Origin of the sequence: Prevotella sp. P4-119 (assembly GCF_002251345.1) — a bacterium.
GTDB lineage: Bacteria > Bacteroidota > Bacteroidia > Bacteroidales > Bacteroidaceae > Prevotella.
Window position 1 is genome coordinate 60,477 of sequence record NZ_NPJB01000103.1, and the last position, 21,045, is coordinate 81,521.

A 21,045-nucleotide genomic window follows, 5' to 3' on the forward strand; every position below is an offset into this window, starting at 1 on the left:
GATGGCTACAGAAATCGAACGCAAGTTTCTTGTCAGGGATGATTCCTACAAGAAACTTGCTTTTGCTCATAGTCATATCCAACAGGGTTATATCTGCAGTGAGCGCGGAAGAACTGTTCGCGTCCGCATACGTGACGAACGTGCCTATCTCACCATCAAGGGACCGAGCCTCGATGGTGGATTATCGCGCTATGAATTTGAGAAGGAGATAACCCTTGAAGAGGGACATCAGTTGATGCTACTCTGTGAACCGGGACTTGTCGATAAGACTCGTTGGCTTGTGCGTCATGGCGGACATGTGTTTGAAGTTGATGAATTTTATGGCGACAATACAGGTCTTGTTATGGCTGAAGTAGAATTGTCATCGGTTGATGAAAGTGCAGAATTGCCCGATTTCATCGGAGTTGAAGTCACTGGAGATCGCCGTTATTACAATAGCCAACTTCGCCAACATCCCTATTGTAAGTGGGGTGATAAGTCATAGGTCGAAGACATGTTCTTGTTGCTGGTGGAAAAATAGTCGTTTAGCTACGATATATCCACTTTCAGTTAGTGTTGTTGGTGTTAGCGAAAAAACAACCGTTTGGCCAACATGCCTACTGCTGTGGCAAGTGTGATTCCAATGGAATTGGCTAATAAATCAAGCCAATCGCCACTCCGACGCCCATTGGTACAGTATTCCTGCAATAATTCTATCATACCACTCATCATGATGGGTAACAACCATGCCCACCAAAATAGTTTGCGGTAGTTGAGGTGTGTATGACTTCTGAGATATTCCAACCATACCAATGTCCATGTTCCACCATACATAATCATGTGTACCCACTTGTCAATCAAGGGTACATCTTCCAACTCTGTTTTTGGAGGAGTGAAGAATGATAAATACCAGATAACGGCTATGCATATTAGCGATAATGGGTATTTTCTTATGATTTGTGCTGTTTTATTCATACAATTATAACAATTTGAGCGCAAATGTAGGAAATTTTTTATAATTTTGCAAGCAAAAACTGATTTATATGACAGAAAGAACTGGATTTGGAAGCAAACTCGGAGTGATTCTTGCCACGGCAGGTTCAGCAGTAGGACTGGGTAATGTATGGCGTTTCCCATACATGGCTGGTGAAAATGGTGGTGCTGTATTCATCATCATCTATCTCGCCTGTGTTCTGTTGTTGGGAATACCCTGTATGATTAGCGAGTTTATTGTGGGCCGTCATGGGCAGTCTAATACTGCGCGTGCGTACTCCAAACTGTCGGGTGGTAGTCCTTGGAAACTTGTAGGCTATATGGGTGTGCTTACTGGATTCCTCATTACAGGATATTATGCCGTTGTCACCGGATGGTGCCTGCAATACATCTGGGCATCGTTCATCGGTCAGTTGCAAGGCACACCAGACTATTTCAAAACCTATTTTGCCGAGCTTTCCTCTGATCCTGTTCGCCCTGTTTTATGGACCTTCGTCATGCTTGGTATCGCTTATTTGATTATTGAACATGGTGTGCGCGATGGTATTGAGAAGGCATCGAAGATGATGATGCCCACACTGTTTATCCTTCTGCTCATCATTGTTGTGGCTTCGTGTATGTTGCCTAATGCGGGTAAAGGCATAGAATTTCTGTTTAAACCTGATATGTCGAAGATGACTGGCGATGTTTTCCTTAGTGCATTGGGACAGAGCTTCTATTCGCTGAGTATCGCGATGGGCTGTTTGTGTACCTATGCCAGTTACTTCTCCAGATACACCAATCTCACTACGTCAGCAACGCAGATTGCTATCATCGACAGCGTTGTTGCTATTCTTGCAGGACTGATGATATTTCCTGCGGCCTTCTCTGTTGGTGTCAATCCAGATAGTGGTCCTTCACTCATATTCATCACATTGCCCAACGTCTTCTCGCAAGCATTTGGTGCCATTCCCATAGTGGGTTATTTTGTGTCGTTGTTATTCTTTGTGTTGCTGAGTCTGGCAGGACTGACATCGCTCATGTCGCTTCATGAAGTAAGTACAGCTTTCTTCCAAGAAGAGTTTACCCTGTCGCGCAAGAAAGCTGCCCTTATAGTGACCATATCAACAGCTATCATCGGTGCGTTCTGCTCGTTGTCGCTGGGAGCGACCGATATCCTTGTCTTCGGTGGAAAGGCACTTTTTGATTGGTTTGACTTCATTACAGGACAAATATTCCTACCTGTTGTGGGATTCTTGACTTGTATCTTTATCGGATGGTTTGTACCTCATAAGGTAGTGCGTGAGGAGTTTACCAACTGGGGAACGCTTCGTAGCGAGTGGTACGCCCGTTTGTTTCATATCTACCTCTTCTTGGTGAAATACATCTGTCCGATGGCGATTCTATTCATATTCCTTCATCAGTTTGGACTGTTGAAATAGAATTTTGTCCATTTCATCGGAGTATTGTTGGGGCATAAGGACTATGTTCGTCTGCCATCTACATATTTATATATAAACACAAACCATTATGACAGAACGTGGAAACTTTGGTAGTAAGATTGGCGTGATACTTGCAACGGCAGGATCTGCAGTAGGCCTTGGTAACGTATGGCGCTTCCCCTATATGGCAGGCGAGAATGGTGGCGCTGCTTTCATAGTGATATATTTGGTATGTATTCTAATGCTTGGATTGCCCGGCATGTTGAGTGAGTTTATCATCGGTCGCCATGCGCAAGCCAATGCAGCGCGTGCCTACGATAAACTGTCGAAAGGTCGGCCCTGGAAGTTTGTCGGCTATCTTGGTATTCTCACTTCTACTATCATCCTCGGTTTCTATTCGGTAGTGGCAGGCTGGTGTCTGCAATACCTGTATATAGCACTGACTGGCATGACGAGTGGCAATGTTGATGCCGTTCGAGAGTATTTCACCGATTTTTCCGGTGATGCGATGAAACCGGCTATTTTAGGCGTTTTGTTCATCTTAATCACCCAGTTTGTGGTGGTTCGTGGTGTGCGTGGTGGTATAGAGCGCGCTTCAAAACTGCTTATGCCTGTGCTTTTCGTGTTGTTGATTATCATCGTAGTGGCATCGTGCATGTTGCCTGGAGCCTTAGAAGGCATCCGTTTCCTGTTCTATCCCGACTTTGGTAAGTTGTCGAGCGACGTATTGCTCGAAGCATTGGGCCAATCGTTCTTCTCCTTGTCGTTGGGTACAGCATGTCTATGTACCTATGCCAGTTATTTCTCCAAAGATACAAACCTCTTGAAATCTGCATTCCAGATTGTGACCATCGATACGATGATAGCTGTTTTGGCTGGTTTGATGATATTTCCTGCAGCGTTTTCTGTAGGTGTCAATCCCGATAGTGGACCTTCACTCATATTTATCACCTTGCCTAATGTATTCTCGCAAGCCTTTGCGTCGATGCCCGTGGTGGGTTATGTGATTAGTGTGATGTTCTATGCACTATTGGTTTTTGCAGCGATGACATCAACCATTTCGATGCACGAGATTGGTACTGCTTTCTTTACTGAAGAGTTTACTTTACGACGCCGTTACTCTGCTTGGGTGGTGACAGTTGCTGCAGGAGCTATCTGTGTGTTGTGCTCATTGTCAGTAGGAGGGCGTTCGTGGTTGCAAATCACTGGTGTAGCGCTGATGGATTTTTGTGATAAAATCACTGCCAACATTATGATGCCAATCGGAGCGATGCTCACTTGTCTATTCGTCGGATGGTATATTCCCAAGCGTACGGTCTATGCTGAGTTTACTAATCGTGGCATGACCAATCAGCGTTGGTTTATGATTTATCTCTTTGCCGTCCGCTATATTTGTCCCATCTGCATCCTCATCATCTTCCTCCATCAAATGGGAGTGGTTTGATGAAAGAGGTCATGCAGGTGAGCATATCCACGTGATGAAAAACACAAAGGCGGCAAGTGAAACGTTTCACTTGCCGCCTTTTGGTCGGGATGAGGCGACTCGAACGCCCGACCCCTACGTCCCGAACGTAGTGCGCTACCAACTGCGCTACATCCCGATTTTGCGGTGCAAAGGTACTAATTATTTATGAATAACGTAGAGAAAAACATTGTTTTTTTGCCTTTACACCCAAAATGCCACTTATTTGCTATAGCAATTCGGGCAGTTGGAATAGTTTGATGCCATTAGATCCTTTGATAAGGATATACATGTCTTGCGGCTGTTGGGCAGCAATGGCTGCTTTTACTTCTTCTATATCGTGGAATTTCTTGAAGCTGCATTCTGTCTTTGCGAACTCTTCGCCAACGAGCCATACCTGTTGGAAACCAGCTTGTTTGAGTTGTTCCACCACCTTTTGGTGTTCTTCTGCAGAGACATCACCCAATTCACGCATATCGCCGAGGATTGCCATTTTTGCAGGCACATCCATGAGTTTGAAGTTGTCGATAGCAGCCTGCATGCTCGATGGATTGGCGTTATATGCATCGACCACGAGATGATTATGGTCGGTGATGGTCATCTGTGAACGATTGTTGGTAGGGGTGTAGTTGGCAATTGCTTTGTTGATAAGTTCGAATGGTACGTTGTTGACATAGCCCACGGTTATTGCAGCTAGAATATTATCGAGATTGTAAGCACCGATGAGGTTGGTCTGCACCTCCATCCATTCGCTGGCATAGCCTGCATCGCTGTCTTGCTCTCGCCAGCGGAACTTGAGAAATGGGGCGCATGATAATACTTCGCCATGTATCAGAATATCGGGGTTGCTACTCTGACCATAGTAATAGATGTCTGCGAGACCTTCGGTCATAGCCATCAAGTGTTCATTGTCTCGATTGACAAACACAGGGCATTCGTGTTGTCGGAGATAATCGTAGAGCTCGCCTTTGGTATGGCATACACCTTCGAAAGATCCAAAACCCTGTAGGTGGGCACGCCCCACGTTGGTAATCAGTCCACATGTAGGTTCAGCCGTTTCTACCAGTGTTTTGATGTCTCCCGGATGGCTTGCTCCCATTTCCACTACTGCGATATCGTAGTCTTCGTTTAGTCTGAAGAGAGTTTTCGGAACGCCTATGTCGTTGTTGAAATTACCCTCTGTTGCCATTACGTTATAACATTCAGCGAGTACTGCCTTTGTGAGTTCCTTGGTAGTAGTCTTTCCGTTTGTACCCGTAATGCCTATGATGGGCAGATCGAAATGGCATCTGTGTTCGCGTGCCAAGTCTTTGAAAGTTTGCAATGTGTCATTCACTAAGATGTAGCGGCAGTCGTCTTTTTGAGTTTCAGGATTGGTGAGTTCGCTGACAATGGCATAGGCACACCCCTTCTCCAAAGCGGCCTGTGCGAATCGGTTACCATCAAACGAAGCCCCTTTAAGAGCCAAGAAGATGCTGTCTTTCGGGCATTCGCGCGAGTCGGTAGTGATGCACGGATGGGCGAGATAGAGTTTGTAGAGTTCCTTGATATCCATATATTTGTTGTTGTTTTGGTGATGCAAAGGTACGATTATGTGAGTGAACTGCAAAAGAATTGCCGTTTTTTCTTTGTATTTTCCTTATTTAACCGTAACTCTAGCGCTACACACCGAAGTTACTGTCGTTCGAGAATAAAAAAGAAAATTGATATTTCTTTTTGTATTCTGCTCACTTAATCGTACCTCTGACCTGTCGGTCTTAGGTACTGTCGTTCGAGAATAAAAAAGAAAATTGATATTTCTTTTTGTATTCTGCTCACTTAATCGTACCTTTGCGAAATATATATAATATACGTGTAAAATAAGATGGAATATACTCTGAATTGTAATGGGAAGCTGATAACCTTGTCCTCACCACAGGTCATGGGAATTCTTAATGTCACTCCTGACTCCTTCTATTCGGGAAGCAGAAAGCAAACCGAACGCGAAATAGCAGAACGTACACAACAAATATTGGCTGAGGGAGGTACTATGATCGACGTGGGCGGATGCTCAACAAGGCCCGGTAGTGCTCCTGTGGATGAAGAAGAAGAATCACGCAGACTGCGCTTTGCCCTTGAAATAGTACGTCGTGAAGCACCCGATACCATTGTAAGCATAGATACATTCCGTCCCGATGTGGCACGAATGACCGTTGAGGAGTTTGGTGCCGATATCATCAATGATGTGTCGGAAGGTGCTGATCCTGAGATGTTCCGCATGGTGGCGCGTCTTAAAGTGCCCTATATCCTCATGTCTATAGCTCCCACTATCCGCGATATGATGCTACGCTTTGCCCGTGAGATACAGCAGTTGCGCGACTGTGGACAGAAGGATATTATCCTTGATCCTGGTTTTGGATTCGGTAAAGACCTGCAACAAAACTATGACGTGATGCACCAATTGGATCAGCTCGATGCCCTTTCACTGCCTGTGCTTGTGGGAATCTCACGCAAACGCATGGTGTGGCAATTCTTGGAAAGCGATCCGCTACAGGCCCTCAACGGCACTACGGTGCTCAACACCATTTCATTGATGAAAGGCGCATCCATACTTCGCGTGCATGATGTGAAAGAAGCAGTGGAGTGTGTGCGTATTGTTGGACAGATGAACCCTAAACAATAAATTACCTGCCTATGTTTTTTGAGTTTGGAATAAAAGACGCCATTGACATTACTCTCGTGGCTTTGATACTCTACTACTTCTATCGGTTGATGAAGGAGTCGCGATCATTGCCTGTGTTTATGGGTATCTTGGTGTTTATTGTACTATGGCTTGTCGTCTCACAGGTGCTTGAAATGAAACTTCTGGGTAGTATCATGGACAAGTTGGTGAGTGTCGGTGTCATCGGACTTATCGTGCTTTTCCAAGACGATATCCGTCGTTTCTTCTACAATCTGGGTGCCCATCAACGCGTGAAAGGCATCCGTCGCTTCTTTACAGGCGAGGATGGACGTAAGAAGGAAGAAGATCTGAAACCCATTATCATACCTATTGTGATGGCAGCACTCAACATGAGCAAGAAAAAGGTTGGTGCTTTGATCGTGATGCAACGGTCTATGCCACTTGATGATGTGGCAAATACGGGTGAAATGATTGATGCAAATATCAGTCAACAGCTTATTGAGAATATCTTTTTTAAAAACTCTCCACTCCACGACGGAGCTCTTATCGTGGAAGGAAAACGTTTGAAAGCGGCAGGTTGCATACTTCCTGTCAGTCACGAACAGAATATTCCCAAATCGCTCGGACTGCGCCATCGTGCTGCTTTGGGCATGTCGCAAGACAGCGATTGCATAGCCATTGTGGTCAGCGAAGAGACCGGTGGCATCACTGTTGCTATTGATGGACAATTGCAACTTCGGCTCACTGCAGAGAAACTTGAAAGCATATTAACTGAGGAAATGATGCAATTAATCTAAAATATTCTGAATTCTACGGACTTATTCAGAATATTTTTAGTACTTTTGCAAACTAGATATAGCAAAATCAAACTTTTAATAAACAAACTATGGATTTATTAAGTCAAATCGTTGCGCGTGCAAAAAGTAACAAACAGCGCATCGTGCTCCCTGAAGCAACAGAGGAGCGCACCCTTAGAGCTGCCGATCGTGTATTGGCAGAAGACATGGCCGACATCGTTCTCATTGGTAATCCCAACGAAATCAAGCAGCTCGCTGCACAATGGGGACTGAACAGTGTAGATAAGGCCACTATCATCGACCCGGAAAACAATCCCAAGAGCGAAGAGTATGCTACTTTGCTGGCAGAACTTCGCAAAAAGAAAGGAATGACCATCGAACAGGCTCGCGAACTCGTGAAGAATCCGCTTTACCTCGGATGCATGATCATCAAGACCGAAGGAGCCGATGGTCAGATATCAGGAGCCCTCTCTACTACTGGCGACACCCTGCGCCCCGCACTCCAAATCATCAAGTGTGCCCCTGGCGTTTCATGTGTTAGCGGTGGCCTGCTCCTCATCAGCAAGCAGAAAGAGTATGGTGAAGACGGTGTTCTCGTAGTTGGTGACGTAGCTGTAACTCCCATGCCCAATGCAAACGAACTCGCCCAGATTGCCGTATGTACTGCCCAGACTGCTCGTTCTGTAGCAGGCTTTACTGATCCTCGCGTTGCCATGCTGAGCTTCTCTACCAAGGGCTCTGCTAAGCATGAAGTAGTGGATAAGGTTGTTGAGGCTACCAAACTGGCCCACGAACTGGATCCCGAACTCAAGCTTGATGGCGAACTTCAGGCTGATGCTGCACTTGTGCCCAGCGTAGCTGCAAAGAAAGCACCAGGTTCAGATATCGCAGGTAAGGCAAATGTTCTGGTATTCCCTAACCTCGAAGTTGGTAATATCGGCTACAAACTTGTGCAGCGACTTGGCGATGCCATTGCCATTGGTCCTATCCTCCAGGGTATTGCACGTCCGGTCAACGACCTCTCTCGTGGCTGTTCGGTAGATGATATCTACTACATGGTGGCAATCACAGCTTGCCAGGCCATGGATGCTAAGGCAAACAAATAACTAGCAAACAACTATAAAAGATGAAGATTCTGGTATTAAATTGCGGTTCGTCCTCTATCAAGTACGCACTGTACAACATGGACGACAAGAGCGTGATGACCTCTGGAGGTGCAGAGCGCGTAGGCTTGGACGGTGCCTTTGTCAAGGTGAAACTGGCCAATGGTGAGAAAAAGCAAATCATGCACGACATCCCCGAGCATACTGAAGGTGTGAAATTCATCTTCTCTTTGCTTACTGATCCTGAGGTTGGCGTTATTAAAGACTTGAAGGAAATCGATGCTGTAGGCCACCGTATGGTGCATGGCGGTGAGAAATTCAACAAGTCTGTACTGCTCACCGACGAGGTGTTGAAGGTTTTTGAAGAATGCTCTGACCTTGCTCCGCTCCACAATCCTGCCAACCTCAAGGGTGTCAATGCCGTTAAAGAGCTTATGCCCGGACTGCCTCAGGTAGGTGTGTTCGACACTGCATTCCATCAAACGATGCCTGCCAAGGCCTATATGTATGCCATCCCTTACGAACTCTATGAGAAGTATGGCGTGCGTCGTTATGGTTTCCACGGCACCAGCCACCGCTATGTATCTGCTCGTGCCTGCGAATTTTTAGGCATCAAGGCAGAAGGTACCAAGATGATTACTTGCCACATTGGTAATGGAGGTAGCGTCGCAGCCGTTGTTGATGGCAAGTGTATCGACACTTCCATGGGTCTTACACCACTCGAAGGACTCGTGATGGGAACCCGTTCTGGCGATATAGATGGTGGTGCAGTGACTTTCCTTGAGAAGAAACTGGGCCTCGATGCTGATGGCATGAGCAACCTGCTCAACAAAAAGAGCGGTGTAGCTGGTATCACAGGAGGTTCATCAGACATGAGAGATGTAGAGAATGCAGCCAAAGCCGGTGAGCCTCGTGCCCAGTTGGCACAGGCCATGTACTTCTACCGCATTAAGAAATACATTGGTGCCTATGCTGCCGCTATGGGCGGAGTGGATGTCATTGTATTCACAGCTGGCGTCGGAGAAAATCAGGTCAGCATGCGTTCAGAGGTATGCAAGGGTCTTGAATTCCTCGGTGTGAAGTTTGATGAGGCCAAAAATGCCGTACGTGGCGAAGAGGCTGTTATCTCTGCCGACGATTCGAAGGTGAAGGTTGTGGTCATTCCTACCGATGAGGAACTCATGATTGCTACCGATACGATGAATCTGCTCTAAGCGTTATCATCGCAGCAATACATTTTTTTGATGGTGGAAGACCGCTTGGTGGCCCGCAAGGGATGCTTGATAGGAGGTCTTTCACCATTATTATTACTCCAGAGACCATAGATGTTATACTCCATTCCAACTGAAATGGTGTAGTGGTCGATGGGGTGGAAAACTGGTTGTTGAAGTCGTTTTGACCTCATAATCCATGTGGATTCAATAGAAACAGAGGTGTTACACCAATTATAATATATAGAAAGGAATCAAGATGAAAGTAGTGACATTCGGCGAAGTATTACTTCGCTTCTCCAAAAGAGACGATTACCGCCTGACACAAGGCGCACAGATGGAAGCTCATTTTGGCGGCAGTGAGGCCAATGCGGCAGTTTCGCTTGCCATGTTGGGTAATGAGGTGCGCTATGTGAGCCGCCTGCCGGAAACGGCAATGGGCAAGGCTTGCGAACAGCGTTTGCGCGAGATGGGACTCAATACGCGCTTCATCAACTGGGGTGGGCCACGTATCGGAACCTATTTCTTCGAGCAGGCAGCATCGCTTCGCCCATCGCGTGTGGTCTATGATCGTAAGGATTCCGCATTCTATAATCTACATCCCGGTATGATACCTTGGCGCGATGTGTTTCGTGGCGCTGATGTGTTTCATTGTTCCGGTATCACCTGTGCCCTTTCGCAGAGTGCTACCGATGCCACTTTTGAGGCAGTGCGCACTGCCGACGAGATGGGACTTGTCATTGCCTGCGACATCAACAACCGCAAAAACCTGTGGAACTATGGCGCTAAGGCAGCCGATGTGTTGCCCCAACTGATGCATTATAGCGACATTGTCTTTGGCGATGCTGGCGAATGGGAATTGGTGTCAGGACTGCCACGCATACCCTTTGAAGCAACTTCGTCCGATTATCACATTGATGTGGAGGCCTATACTGCGATGTTTCGCAAGATAGCAGACCGTTTTCCGCGCTGTAGGAAGTTTATCATGGGATTGCGCAATGAGGTCTCATCCAATCACCATTTGCTCAGTGGTGTACTTTTCGATGGCGAAAAACTCTATACCACTCGCGTCTATGACATTAATCCAGTGATTGATCCCATGGGTGTTGGTGATGCTTATCTGGCAGCCTATCTCCATGCACACCTGGTGCGCCGCGACGATGACCAGCGTTGTCTTGACTTCTCGCTGGCTGCCAGTACACTGAAAAGTACGATATCGGGCGACTTCAACCTTTCTACTGAAGAGGAGATTGAAGCCTTGATGAACAGTTGATAGCCATTTTCTTCATCCGACAGCCCGTTAGATCGGCTGGCTACAGGATAGGATGAAATGAGTCGTACAGCAGTTTTCTAACGATTAGAAAACTGCTTGTCGGACATCGTGATATGCTGTTAGGGTTGGCTTTCCCCCTCCACATACTCCTCTAAGAACATGTGTTCGCCATCATATACGGCATAGGTGAACTGGCTAATCCAGTCGCCTAATATCATCAGGCGTGTGTGGCGTTCCAGTTTTATATCGAGTTCTATGTGTCTATGCCCAAAGATGAAATAGTCTATGTTGGGATGATCCACCATATAAGCGCGTGCAAAGCGTACCAAGTGTTCACGCTCTTCACCCATAAAGGAAGGTTGGTCGGTCTTTTTGTGCTTGATATAACTGTGTTTTGCCCATGTCAATCCGAATGCCATGCCCCATCGTGGGTGGATGGAAGAGAACATCTTTTGACACACCGTATTATGGAAAATGGCACGAAGCAATTTGAATGAGGCATCATTGTCGCCCAGTCCGTCGCCATGAGCAAGGAAAAATTCGTGACCATAGATTTCTGTTGTCTCCTCTTTCTTATGCAGTATCACCCCACATTCCTGTTGCAGATAGTTGTAAGCCCATATATCGTGATTGCCGGTGAAATAGTGGATTTCCACTCCCATATCGCTCAGTTCCGAGAGTTTGCCTAAGAACCGGGTATAGCCGCGTGGCACTACGTAGCGGTATTCATACCAGAAATCAAACATATCGCCCAGCAGATAGATGGCTGCCGCCTTCTCTTTGATAGAATCGAGAAAGCGTACCAGACGTCGTTCCTGCGTGCGTTGATGCGGAACTGCCAACGATCCGAGGTGGGCATCGGATAGGAAATATACATTCTTCATGGGCTTTACACCTTATTATATATTATAGTATCTGTCGATAATCAATATGGAGCTTGTCGCTATTGGTTGCAGTTTCCATGTCTGTGTTTATAGAGCATCAGTCGAAACCGAGTTCGACACGAGCCTCTTCGCTCATCATCGACTGGTCCCAAGCGGGTTCAAACACGAGGTTGACGTTGGCTGTTTTCACGCCATCCACACCTTCCAGTTTGGTGCGTACATCTTCCAGTATAAAGTCAGCAGCCGGACAGTTTGGTGCAGTGAATGTCATGTCGAGTTCCACAGCTCCGTCATCTTTCACATCAATCTTATAGATCATGCCCAGATTGTAGATATCTACGGGTATTTCCGGGTCATATACAGTTTTGAGCACATCCACGATGCGTTCTTCTATTTGTGTCTTTTCTTCTTGTGTCATAGTCTTATTTGTTTTCTTCTTGCAAAGATATATCTTTTTTCCCAAACCACCAAAAATAGGGTGCATGGATGAAAAAGGAACGGGTAAACAAGTGGTGTGTCATAGAAAAATCGTATCTTTGCAGTGATGAACAGGAAGGAACATAAGCTATATTAACTATGTCACATATTGCTAACCTATGAAGAAGCGAAATTTGGTATCCTATTTAGCCATTCTTATGGCAATAGGATTTATCATTGCGGTAGTTGGAATTATCATCGATGGGCAGGTGATGCAGGAGTCCTATGAAACAACGGCAGCCCAATCGTATAATTATCGTGTGGCTATTCTTTAGTTTTCATATTGGCCATTCTGACTTATGTCATTGGATTCTTGTCGTTGGCGGTAGTGCCTATGCTTGTGGATAAGATGAGGACAGAACAACAGCTGGAGGTTGAATGGAAACGTCCTCGATGCCTGTTCTTCTTGTCTTATAGTCTCTTGGTGTTGTCTTTTCTGTTTCCAGTGATATTGTCTTATTGTGATAACTGGGGAGTTGTTCCCTTGATATTATTGTTTGTATTGGGCATTCTCGGACTACTTTTGGGAAGAATGGCTATTCGTGGCATGTTGAATATGTTTGTCTCTTATACTGAAACGACATTGTGATATCAAAATGATTCAGCCGCATTTGATTTTTCAAATGCGGCTGAATCGTTGTGTATGAGAACGGGAAATTCCGTTGAAATCAGGCCTTTTTATTTATTTGGCGTATTCCAAACCTTAGTTTTGGTGCAGGTGGTGGGAGCGGTAAGGCGTGCAACGCGCAGCAGGAAATCACCCTCTTCAAGTGTCCAGCGACCGTCGGCACCTACAAAGGCAAGGTCTTTTGCCGGCAGAGTGAAAGTCACAGTTTTTGTTTCACCTGGTTCGAGACTAATCTTGGTGAAGCAACGCAGACGCTTGTTGTCGGGCACTATCGATGCTATGAGGTCGCTCGAATAGAGCAATACCGACTCCTTGCCAGCACGGCTACCCGTGTTTTTCACATCCACCGTAACGGTCAGCGTATCGTCGGCAGTGAAGTTTGCCTTATCCACCTTTAGATTGGCATACTCAAAAGTAGTATAGCTCAGACCGTACCCGAAGGGCCATTGCAGCGAAACCTTCGCATCGTAGTTGTATGCACCAGCCATGGTGCCCACTTCTTCGCTGACTTTATAGTCGTAGTTAGCCAGTGAATTGATTTCTTTCGGATAGGTGTAGGGCAGTTTCGCAGAAAAGTTAGCATCGCCAGCCAACAGGTTTGCCAGTGCATCGCCACCGTAGTTGCCTGGCAACATGATGTGGACAATGGCTTTAGCCAGCGGTTCAATGTCGGCGATGAGCCGTGGACGACCTTCGTTGAGCACGAGAACTATGGGCTTGCCAGTCTTTGCCAGAGCCTTCACCAGATTGCGTTGGTTCTCTGACATCCAAAGGTCAGTGAGGTTTCCCGGTGTCTCGCAGTAGCTGTTTTCACCCACACAGGCAATGATGACATCCGCCTGAGCAGCCGCAGCAACAGCTTTTTCGATCTGTGGTTCATTTTCTTCCCAGTACTGTCCCTTTTCGTTGTAGGTCACACCTTGGTCGAGAATCACGTTTTCCTGACCGTATTTGTTGCAGAGTGCTTCATAGATTGTGTTGTATTTCTCTGCCAAGTCTTCAGCTTTGCTACCCTGCCAAGTGTAGCTCCAACCGCCGTTGAGGCAGCGCATCTGGTTGGCATTAGGTCCTGTGAGCAGTATCTTTTTCCCTTTTGCCAATGGCAGAACGCCTTCATTCTTTAGCAGAATCTCAGTTTCCTCGGCGCTACGGAGAGCCAAATCAGCATGTTCTTGCGATCCAAACTTCTCATAGCCCTTGCCCCCGGTGTTTGGTTCGTCAAACAGTCCGATGCGGTATTTCAGTCTGAGGATGCGACGCACGGCATCGTCGATACGCTCTTGGCTCACCTTGCCATCGTTGACGAGTTGTTTCAGCAGTATGCAAAACTCCACGCTGTATGGGTCCATCGACATATCGATACCGGCATTGATAGCAATGCGGATCGCATCTTTCTTGTCTTTTGCCACTCTTTCGCGGGTAAAGAGATTGTTGATGTCAGCCCAGTCGGTGACAATCATTCCGTCCCAGTTCAAATCTTTCTTAAGCCATTGAGTAAGGTATTCGTAGCTGGCGTGCACGGGTACACCGTTGATGCTTGACGAATTGACCATGATGGTGAGTGCGCCAGCCTGTACGGCAGCCTTGAAAGGCTCGAAATACTTTTCTCTCAACACGTTTGGAGCGATATACGCCGGTGTGCGGTCTTTGCCGGTGAAGGGAGCGCCGTAACCCATATAGTGTTTCAAACTGGTAGCTACGTTATAGCGTGAGAGGTGGTTGTGGTCATTGCCCTGATAGCCCATGATTTCAGCTTCAGCCATGCGTGCATTGACAATGGGGTCTTCGCCGAAGCTCTCCCAGATGCGCGACCAGCGTGGATCTCTGCCGAGGTCGGTCACAGGGTTATATACCCAAGGACAGTTGGCAGCGCGGCTTTCGTATGCGGTAACCTGTGCTCCGGTGCGTGCCAACTCAGTATTGAATGAAGCAGCGATATTGATAGGTTGCGGAAAGAGCGTTCCGCCTTGAGTATAGGTCACTCCGTGGTTGTGGTCCAGACCGAACACATCGGGGATGCCGATATGTCTCATCGATTTTTTCTGTATCAGCCGAATCCACTCCTGCCATTGTTCTACGGTAGCAGCGCGTGTTCCCGGTGCATTGAGCAGCGATCCCACTTTGTATTTAGAGATACAGGTGTCAAGCATCGTCTCGTTGAGTTTCCATTTTCCCGATGCGTCGTATGTCCCCATGATATCGAGGTTGAGTTCGAGCATCTGGCCTATTTTCTCATCGAGGGTCATTTTGGCAAGTGTCTTTTCTACTTTCGCTTCCAACTGTTCATCGCGTGGAATGGCGGGTTTAGCTGTCTGTGCAGCAGCCCATGCCGAGCAACAGCAAACCACAGCCAAGAAGTATTTTCTCATCATAGTGTAGTATGGTTAGTTATATATATGAATATGTTTTCAGTGACTGCAAAGTTACTAAATAGTGGGCAGAGTGCCAAACAGAGTCGTTCTTTTTTATTTGTTTTTTCCGCTCAGTGCCCTCATGGCGTTGAGTACCGCCAGTACGGTGACGCCCACATCGGCAAACACAGCCATCCAAAGTGTAGCCATACCGAAGGTTGCCAATAGCAGTACAGCCACCTTGATGCCAATGGCGAGCACCACATTCTGGCGTGCTATGGCGATGGTGTGGCGTGCAATGCTCACGGCAAGTGCAATCTTAGAAGGTCGGTCGTCCATCAATACCACGTCGGCAGCCTCTATGGCAGCATCGCTACCCAGTGCGCCCATGGCAATACCCACGTCGGCTCGTGCCAGTACGGGCGCATCGTTGATACCGTCGCCCACAAAGGCAAGGGCTTTATCGACGGGTTTTTCCTGTATCAGCCGTTCCACATGTGCCACCTTATCGGCTGGCATGAGTTCGGCGTGAAACTCATCTATATGAAGTGTCTCCGCTACATGTTGTCCCACTTCCTGTCGGTCGCCGGTGAGCATGACCGTGCGTTTGATGCCCAACTGCTTGAGTTTGTTGATGCTTTCAATGCTGTCGTCCTTGATATGGTCGTTGATGACGATGTGGCCTGCATACTGTCCGTCGATAGCCACATGGATGATAGTGCCGATGTGATGGCATGGATGCCACTGTGCACCTATGGCTTCCATCATGCGCTGATTGCCCACACAGACGATGTGGTCCTCAACCTGTGCGCGAATGCCCTGTCCTGCCACTTCTTCCACATGGCTGATGCGGCATCCGTCGGTAGCCTCTTCGGGGAACGCATTACGCAGGGCAGCTCCGATGGGATGGGTGGAAAAATGCTCTACGTGGGCAGCGAGGTGAAGCAGTTGACGCTCGTTGAAATGGTCGGGATGCACCGCTTCTACGGCAAACTGACCGTGGGTGAGGGTGCCCGTCTTATCGAAAACCACCGTATGGAGGTTGGCGAGTGCATCCATATAGCATGCCCCTTTCACCAGTATGCCGTGGCGCGACGCTCCACCGATGCCTCCAAAGAAGGTGAGGGGAATGCTGATGACGAGAGCGCAAGGGCAAGATACCACCAAGAACATCAGTGCGCGGTAGAGCCATGTGGGGAAGTTTTCGATGAAATCGCCGGAAATGAGTGGCGGAACCACCGCCAGTATCAATGCAGCAACGACCACTACAGGGGTGTAATAGCGTGCAAAGCGGGTGATGAAAGCCTCGCTTTTCGACTTGTTGTCGCTGGCATGTTCCACCAAATCGATGATTTTCGACACGGTACTGTCGCCGTAAGTCTTGGTCGTAGTGACGTTGATGACACCGCTGAGATTGATACATCCCGACGTGATGTCGTCGCCTTCATGGATGTCGCGCGGTTCACTTTCACCCGTTAGTGCCACGGTGTTGAGTGCCGATGAGCCTTTGCAGACCGTTCCATCGAGGGGCACTTTCTCGCCCGGTGCGATGATGATGGTTTCTCCTACTGCCACATCTTCCGGTTTTGCATCGACGGTTTGACCGTTGCGCACCACGTGTGCCACATCGGGGCGTATGTCCATGAGGTTTGAAATGCTTTTGCGGCTCTGCCCTTCGGCATAGCCTTCAAACATTTCGCCTATCTGGAAGAACAGCATGACGAATACTGCTTCGGGAAATTCGGTGTCGGCACCGGGCAGAAATCCGATACACAACGCACCGATAGTGGCTATCGCCATGAGGAAATCCTCGTTGAACGCATCGCCATGGAGCAGTCCTTCGGCGGCTTCGCCCAGCGTTTTATGACCCACCAGGAGGTAGGGCACGAGATAAATGAGCAACAGTTGCCATGTGGGCAACGTGAGATAATGTTCTATGCAGACCGCACCGATGAGCAGTATGATGGTTGTGGCGATGACAGCCAGTTGTCGGTGAAGGCTGTTATGGTCGTGATGGTGGTGATGGTCTTGACCTTCATTGTGATGATGATGGTGTGCTTCTGCCTCAGAATGACAGTTGCAGCTGCAGTGACTGTGATGTTGATGTTCGTGTGCCATATATTATAATACGTGTTTGTTTCTGATGGCAAAGGTACACAAACCAGTGTCACGATGATATGAAAACATGGAAAAACCGCTGTTTCTTGCAACCCGATTGCAAGAAACGGCGGTTGGATTAGAAATGATAGGTAAGTCCGGCTCTCACTTCAAAGGTCTTCGCCTTGACGTCGGCATAGTATTTGTAGTGGGTTTGTCGCTCGAAAAACGAACTTGCCATCAATAGGCTCCAGCGCTTTGGCAAGTCGATTTCTATCATCGGACTGACCACCAGAAGGTGTGCATTGCCTTTGTCTCCCTGTGCATTGAGATACAGCGGGTCGATGGTGCTGAGGTCTTTATTCTCGTAACCCTTCCATGTGAAGATGCGGAAATAATGCACATTGAGGATGAACCTGCCGAACCTGCCTATCTCCATGTGGGTCTTGGCCTTGATGCTGTAGCCGCTTCCCATGTTGTAGTCGCGGTCAATCACATTGAAATAGTCGCTCTTTGTGCCGCCCAGCAGTATGCCGCTGAGGAAAATGCGCTGTTCGAGACGCGTCAGCGCTCCCACCTTTGGAAATCCTACGATGACTCCCGGTCCCACCGATGCCGCTTCGCTGATGCGATAAGGGGTGAGATCCGACCCGTTTTTCACTGGTTTCGAGTCGTAATAATTGAAGTGTTGATAGATGCCAAACTCAACATCCATGGATTTTCCCCAATTGAACGGTGCCGACCAGAGACGTCCCAGAATGTGCAAGGAGTTGATGATGGGCTGGTTTTTGCTGAGTCCGAAGGTCACTTCAGCACTAAAGAAATCGTAGGGCTTGTTGTGGTTTTCACCATCCATGGCATCGCCGTATTCCATAAAGAGATTGACGTAGGGATTGTGTTCGCCACGGAAGATGGCACCATTGTCTGCCAGATAGCGGTCGCCCACACTGATGGAACAGTCGAGGGGGAATGCCTCACGGTCGTGGTGCAGGTAGTGGGTGGACCTCACGCGCCATGCTTCGCCCGTGATGATGCGGTTCAAACCCTTGATGGGATTGATGATGGTGGCTGCTGCCTCACGCAGGAATCGCGGGAAACCATAGGCGCGGTCGTCGAGAATGATGTCGCTGACGCGGTGTGTCACCTCTCCTATGCAGATGCCTCCCATGGTTGTAGCTATCAAATCGTTGATGGCTGGCGGTTCTTTCTCGCCTGCCACTTCCCACATGAGCGATCCAAAGAAGGAGTAGGGAGCCGATTGCCAGAAGTTGAGCCCATTGCTTCGTGCGGCATTGTAGTAGAGGTTGCCGTGGTAGGGATGGGCAAAAAGGTTGGTGGAAAACTGGTCGTTGTCCCACACAAAGCCGTTGCGGATGTTGTGACCAATGGAGTTGAGCGTGGTTTTGGCAAATTCCTCGCCCAGCACAAAACGGTCGAAACAGTGGACAAACACGTTGATGCCCGTGGCTTCGACAGCTGCTCGCCAAGGTTTTGGTTTGAGGGGCAGTGCCATGATGGAATCTGTGCGATCCATGATATCATCGTCGTTGCGTCTGATGTCGAAGATGTCTTGCGGCTGTGAACGCTGGTGGCGTATGGTCAGACCTGCCTCGATGAGCGGGCGGTTGCGGTAGTGTCGGTTGTGGCTGTAGTATCGGGTGTCGCCATAACCCACGGAGACAAAGGCACCAAGATACTTGCCCAACTGGTAGTCGGCATTGATGCGTGCCTGTATGGAATAGAGTCGTTCAGGCTTGTCGGCCTTGTGTTGGAAGGTCTCTATATGGTAGAAGCCCACATCGCCACTCAGTGTCAGTCGTGGTGTGAGGTGGAAATACTGTCCGATGCGATAATAGATGGCACCGGAGAAATCGCGGTCGAGACCCATATAGTGGGTTCCCGCACCAAGAATGTTATAGGTGCTGCGGTTGCGGTAGCGCACGGCAGCATTGAACTTGGTGCTCGATCCGGCAGAAAACATATAGTCGATGGTGGTCTTGGCATTGATATTGACCAGTCCTATCTTGTGTGCCAAGGTGTCGCGAGTGACGTTGACAATGCCCACCTGCCATCCCCTTGGATGTGCCAGTGCCACATTGATAAGTCCTATCTGCGAACCGTTGAGCGAGTCGGCATAGTTGGCAGCAGCCAACTGAATGCCGCGCATATATCCCGACGACACGTTGAGGGCACCTCCCAGCTGTATGCCTTTCTCCACTCCCATAGCGATATTGCTGATGGCGCTGAGCTGTATGCCTCGGAAAGGAGCCGCCGACATATTGGTAATGGGGGAGAACTGCACACCGTTGGCATAACTGTCGGCAATGTTTGCCACCAGTCCAAACTGCACATAGCGCATGGAATCTTGGTGACTGACAATACCTATAGGATAGTTTTGGGCGCTTGCCCCGCATGCTGCACATAGGGCAACGACCAGTGCGGCTATCTTGCTGAAGTGATGGAAAATGGTAGTTTTCATGATGCAAATATAACTATTTGTCGGGATAAACATCGTGATTGCCTCCGCATTTTATACTTTGTTAGTAATTGCGGTTAAGCGTTGAGGCTGAAGCTGATGAGGCTTTGCATGGAAGGGAATATGCATCATGCGACTAACCATAGTCGATGACAGGTATTGAGAGCGTAGTCTAAATCTTTAAGTAATAGCGCGTTGCCGTTATGTGAAAGCCGTATCTGTTAGCAAATCAAATTGATTTGCCGAGGAAAACAAATTGATTTGCCGAGCAAAGTAAATTGATTTGCTGAGGAAAGTAAATTGATTTGCTGAGGAAAGTAATTTGTTTTGCAAGGCTATGAAACTTGCGCAACGTAGTCTGAAGATATGTATAGAAGGTAAACGAAATATTCGTTGATGATGCAAATTCATTGAGTTTGCTGACCAAATTCATTGAAATTGCTGAGTAAATTCATTGAATTTGCTGAGCAAATACATTGAAATTGCTGAGAAAGGTATGCTGCGCGATGATTCTATATGGCTGATATTCAAGACAAACGACCCTCTTCTCGATAACTATAATAACGTCCGTCGGTGATGATGATATGGTCAAGCATGAAGATACGCATGGTCTGGCAAGCCTTTCTCACCAGTTCCGTCAGGCGGTCATCGTTGCTACTTGGGCGATGGTTGTTGCTGGGATGGTTGTGGCAGATGGCAACTATAGTGGCATTGGCAAGCAAGGCCTCTTTAAGTATGATGCGCACATCGACCGCCGTTTCGCTGATGCCGCCATGGGAGAGACGCACTGCCTTGAGGAGATTGAAATTCTGATTCATGAGCAATGCCCATGCCTCTTCCACATCAAGGTCTTGCATCTTGGGGTGCATGTATTGATAGATCGCCTCTGCCGAATCGAGCTTAGGACGCACTTCTGCCTTTTCCATCTGGCGGCGCTTGCCCAGTTCGCATGCCGCCATAATGGTGACAGCCTTGGCAGGCCCCACACCTTTGTACTCCATGAGTTGGGCAATGCTGCGCTTGCCCAGCGTGTTGAGGTTGTTGTTACAGTCGTTGAGCACCCGTTTCATCAGATCGACGGCACTCTCTTCAGGGGTGCCCGAACCGATGAGAATGGCCATGAGCTCGGCATTGCTCAATGCTTCGGGACCCAGTCGCATGAGTTTTTCACGCGGTCGGTCGTCTTCTGCCCATTGGGTGATGCTGAGTTTGTCCATACGGATGCTACTCG

At 48.0% G+C, this 21,045-nt stretch carries 18 protein-coding genes and 1 tRNA gene; 9 read left to right on the forward strand and 10 right to left on the reverse strand.

What is annotated here, in order from left to right:
* Window position 1: 1 nt before the first annotated feature.
* On the forward strand, window positions 2–484 hold the full coding sequence (locus tag CIK89_RS12865) for a CYTH domain-containing protein (RefSeq protein ID WP_094391758.1): 483 nt from the start codon (window positions 2–4) through the stop codon (window positions 482–484).
* An 80-nt stretch (window positions 485–564) separates the two neighbouring features.
* Here the strand turns inward: CIK89_RS12865 and CIK89_RS12870 are convergent, their stop codons facing one another.
* Window positions 565–954, reverse strand: coding sequence for a VanZ family protein (locus CIK89_RS12870; RefSeq protein WP_094391759.1), 390 nt, complete (start codon window positions 952–954; stop codon window positions 565–567).
* 68 nt (window positions 955–1,022) lie between these two features.
* Here CIK89_RS12870 and CIK89_RS12875 point away from each other — a divergent pair, with 68 nt between their 5' ends.
* Both CIK89_RS12875 and CIK89_RS12880 read left to right on the forward strand, forming a co-directional pair.
* Window positions 1,023–2,393: a sodium-dependent transporter gene (locus CIK89_RS12875; RefSeq protein ID WP_094391760.1), complete on the forward strand. Its 1,371-nt coding sequence runs from the start codon at window positions 1,023–1,025 to the stop codon at window positions 2,391–2,393.
* Between the two features lie 88 nt (window positions 2,394–2,481).
* On the forward strand, window positions 2,482–3,837 hold the full coding sequence (locus CIK89_RS12880) for a sodium-dependent transporter (RefSeq protein ID WP_094391761.1): 1,356 nt from the start codon (window positions 2,482–2,484) through the stop codon (window positions 3,835–3,837).
* 81 nt (window positions 3,838–3,918) lie between these two features.
* Here the strand turns inward: CIK89_RS12880 and CIK89_RS12885 are convergent.
* Both CIK89_RS12885 and murF read right to left on the reverse strand, forming a co-directional pair.
* Window positions 3,919–3,994: transfer RNA gene (locus tag CIK89_RS12885), tRNA-Pro, on the reverse strand.
* Between the two features lie 90 nt (window positions 3,995–4,084).
* Entirely contained in the window at window positions 4,085–5,410 is a 1,326-nt protein-coding gene (gene murF / locus CIK89_RS12890) for a UDP-N-acetylmuramoyl-tripeptide--D-alanyl-D-alanine ligase (protein WP_094391762.1), read from the reverse strand.
* A 309-nt stretch (window positions 5,411–5,719) separates the two neighbouring features.
* Here murF and folP point away from each other — a divergent pair, with 309 nt between their 5' ends.
* From folP to CIK89_RS12910, 4 genes are all read left to right on the forward strand, one after another.
* Window positions 5,720–6,517 carry a dihydropteroate synthase gene (gene folP / locus CIK89_RS12895; RefSeq protein ID WP_094391763.1) on the forward strand — a complete coding sequence of 266 codons (798 nt, stop codon included), beginning with the start codon at window positions 5,720–5,722 and terminating at the stop codon, window positions 6,515–6,517.
* An 11-nt stretch (window positions 6,518–6,528) separates the two neighbouring features.
* A complete protein-coding gene (cdaA, locus tag CIK89_RS12900; protein ID WP_094391764.1) occupies window positions 6,529–7,314 on the forward strand; it encodes a diadenylate cyclase CdaA in 786 nt (261 codons plus the stop codon).
* Window positions 7,315–7,403: 89 nt separating this feature from the next.
* Window positions 7,404–8,420, forward strand: coding sequence for a phosphate acetyltransferase (pta, locus tag CIK89_RS12905; RefSeq protein ID WP_094391765.1), 1,017 nt, complete (start codon window positions 7,404–7,406; stop codon window positions 8,418–8,420).
* Window positions 8,421–8,440: 20 nt separating this feature from the next.
* Window positions 8,441–9,631, forward strand: a complete 1,191-nt coding sequence (locus CIK89_RS12910) for an acetate kinase (protein ID WP_094391766.1) — start codon at window positions 8,441–8,443, stop codon at window positions 9,629–9,631.
* Here CIK89_RS12910 and CIK89_RS13395 read toward each other — a convergent pair.
* The gene (locus CIK89_RS13395) at window positions 9,628–9,822 is read right to left on the reverse strand and encodes a hypothetical protein (RefSeq protein WP_144007422.1); all 195 of its coding nucleotides are present in this window, start codon (window positions 9,820–9,822) and stop codon (window positions 9,628–9,630) included. The genes CIK89_RS12910 and CIK89_RS13395 overlap by 4 nt on opposite strands.
* Window positions 9,823–9,881: 59 nt before the next feature.
* Here CIK89_RS13395 and CIK89_RS12915 point away from each other — a divergent pair, with 59 nt between their 5' ends.
* On the forward strand, window positions 9,882–10,901 hold the full coding sequence (locus tag CIK89_RS12915; protein ID WP_094391767.1) for a sugar kinase: 1,020 nt from the start codon (window positions 9,882–9,884) through the stop codon (window positions 10,899–10,901).
* 119 nt (window positions 10,902–11,020) lie between these two features.
* Here CIK89_RS12915 and CIK89_RS12920 read toward each other — a convergent pair whose 3' ends face one another.
* Together CIK89_RS12920 and CIK89_RS12925 are read right to left on the reverse strand one after the other, a co-directional pair.
* Window positions 11,021–11,785, reverse strand: a complete 765-nt coding sequence (locus CIK89_RS12920) for a UDP-2,3-diacylglucosamine diphosphatase (protein ID WP_094391768.1) — start codon at window positions 11,783–11,785, stop codon at window positions 11,021–11,023.
* A gap of 97 nt (window positions 11,786–11,882) precedes the next feature.
* The gene (locus CIK89_RS12925; protein WP_094391781.1) at window positions 11,883–12,203 is read right to left on the reverse strand and encodes a metal-sulfur cluster assembly factor; all 321 of its coding nucleotides are present in this window, start codon (window positions 12,201–12,203) and stop codon (window positions 11,883–11,885) included.
* 178 nt (window positions 12,204–12,381) lie between these two features.
* Here CIK89_RS12925 and CIK89_RS13660 point away from each other — a divergent pair, with 178 nt between their 5' ends.
* Window positions 12,382–12,537, forward strand: coding sequence for a hypothetical protein (locus tag CIK89_RS13660; protein ID WP_158215034.1), 156 nt, complete (start codon window positions 12,382–12,384; stop codon window positions 12,535–12,537).
* Window positions 12,538–12,940: 403 nt separating this feature from the next.
* On the opposite strand, the gene CIK89_RS12935 is transcribed toward CIK89_RS13660, so the two are convergent.
* The 4 genes from CIK89_RS12935 to radC all read right to left on the reverse strand — a co-directional run bounded on the left by CIK89_RS12935 (window position 12,941) and on the right by radC (window position 21,031).
* Window positions 12,941–15,259 carry a glycoside hydrolase family 3 N-terminal domain-containing protein gene (locus CIK89_RS12935; protein WP_094391782.1) on the reverse strand — a complete coding sequence of 773 codons (2,319 nt, stop codon included), beginning with the start codon at window positions 15,257–15,259 and terminating at the stop codon, window positions 12,941–12,943.
* A gap of 96 nt (window positions 15,260–15,355) precedes the next feature.
* Window positions 15,356–17,359, reverse strand: a complete 2,004-nt coding sequence (locus CIK89_RS12940) for a heavy metal translocating P-type ATPase (RefSeq protein WP_094391770.1) — start codon at window positions 17,357–17,359, stop codon at window positions 15,356–15,358.
* Window positions 17,360–17,477: 118 nt separating this feature from the next.
* Window positions 17,478–19,817: a DUF3943 domain-containing protein gene (locus CIK89_RS12945; RefSeq protein ID WP_254046686.1), complete on the reverse strand. Its 2,340-nt coding sequence runs from the start codon at window positions 19,815–19,817 to the stop codon at window positions 17,478–17,480.
* Window positions 19,818–20,341: 524 nt separating this feature from the next.
* Window positions 20,342–21,031: a DNA repair protein RadC gene (radC, locus tag CIK89_RS12950; protein WP_094391772.1), complete on the reverse strand. Its 690-nt coding sequence runs from the start codon at window positions 21,029–21,031 to the stop codon at window positions 20,342–20,344.
* Between the last annotated feature and the right edge of the window lie 14 nt (window positions 21,032–21,045).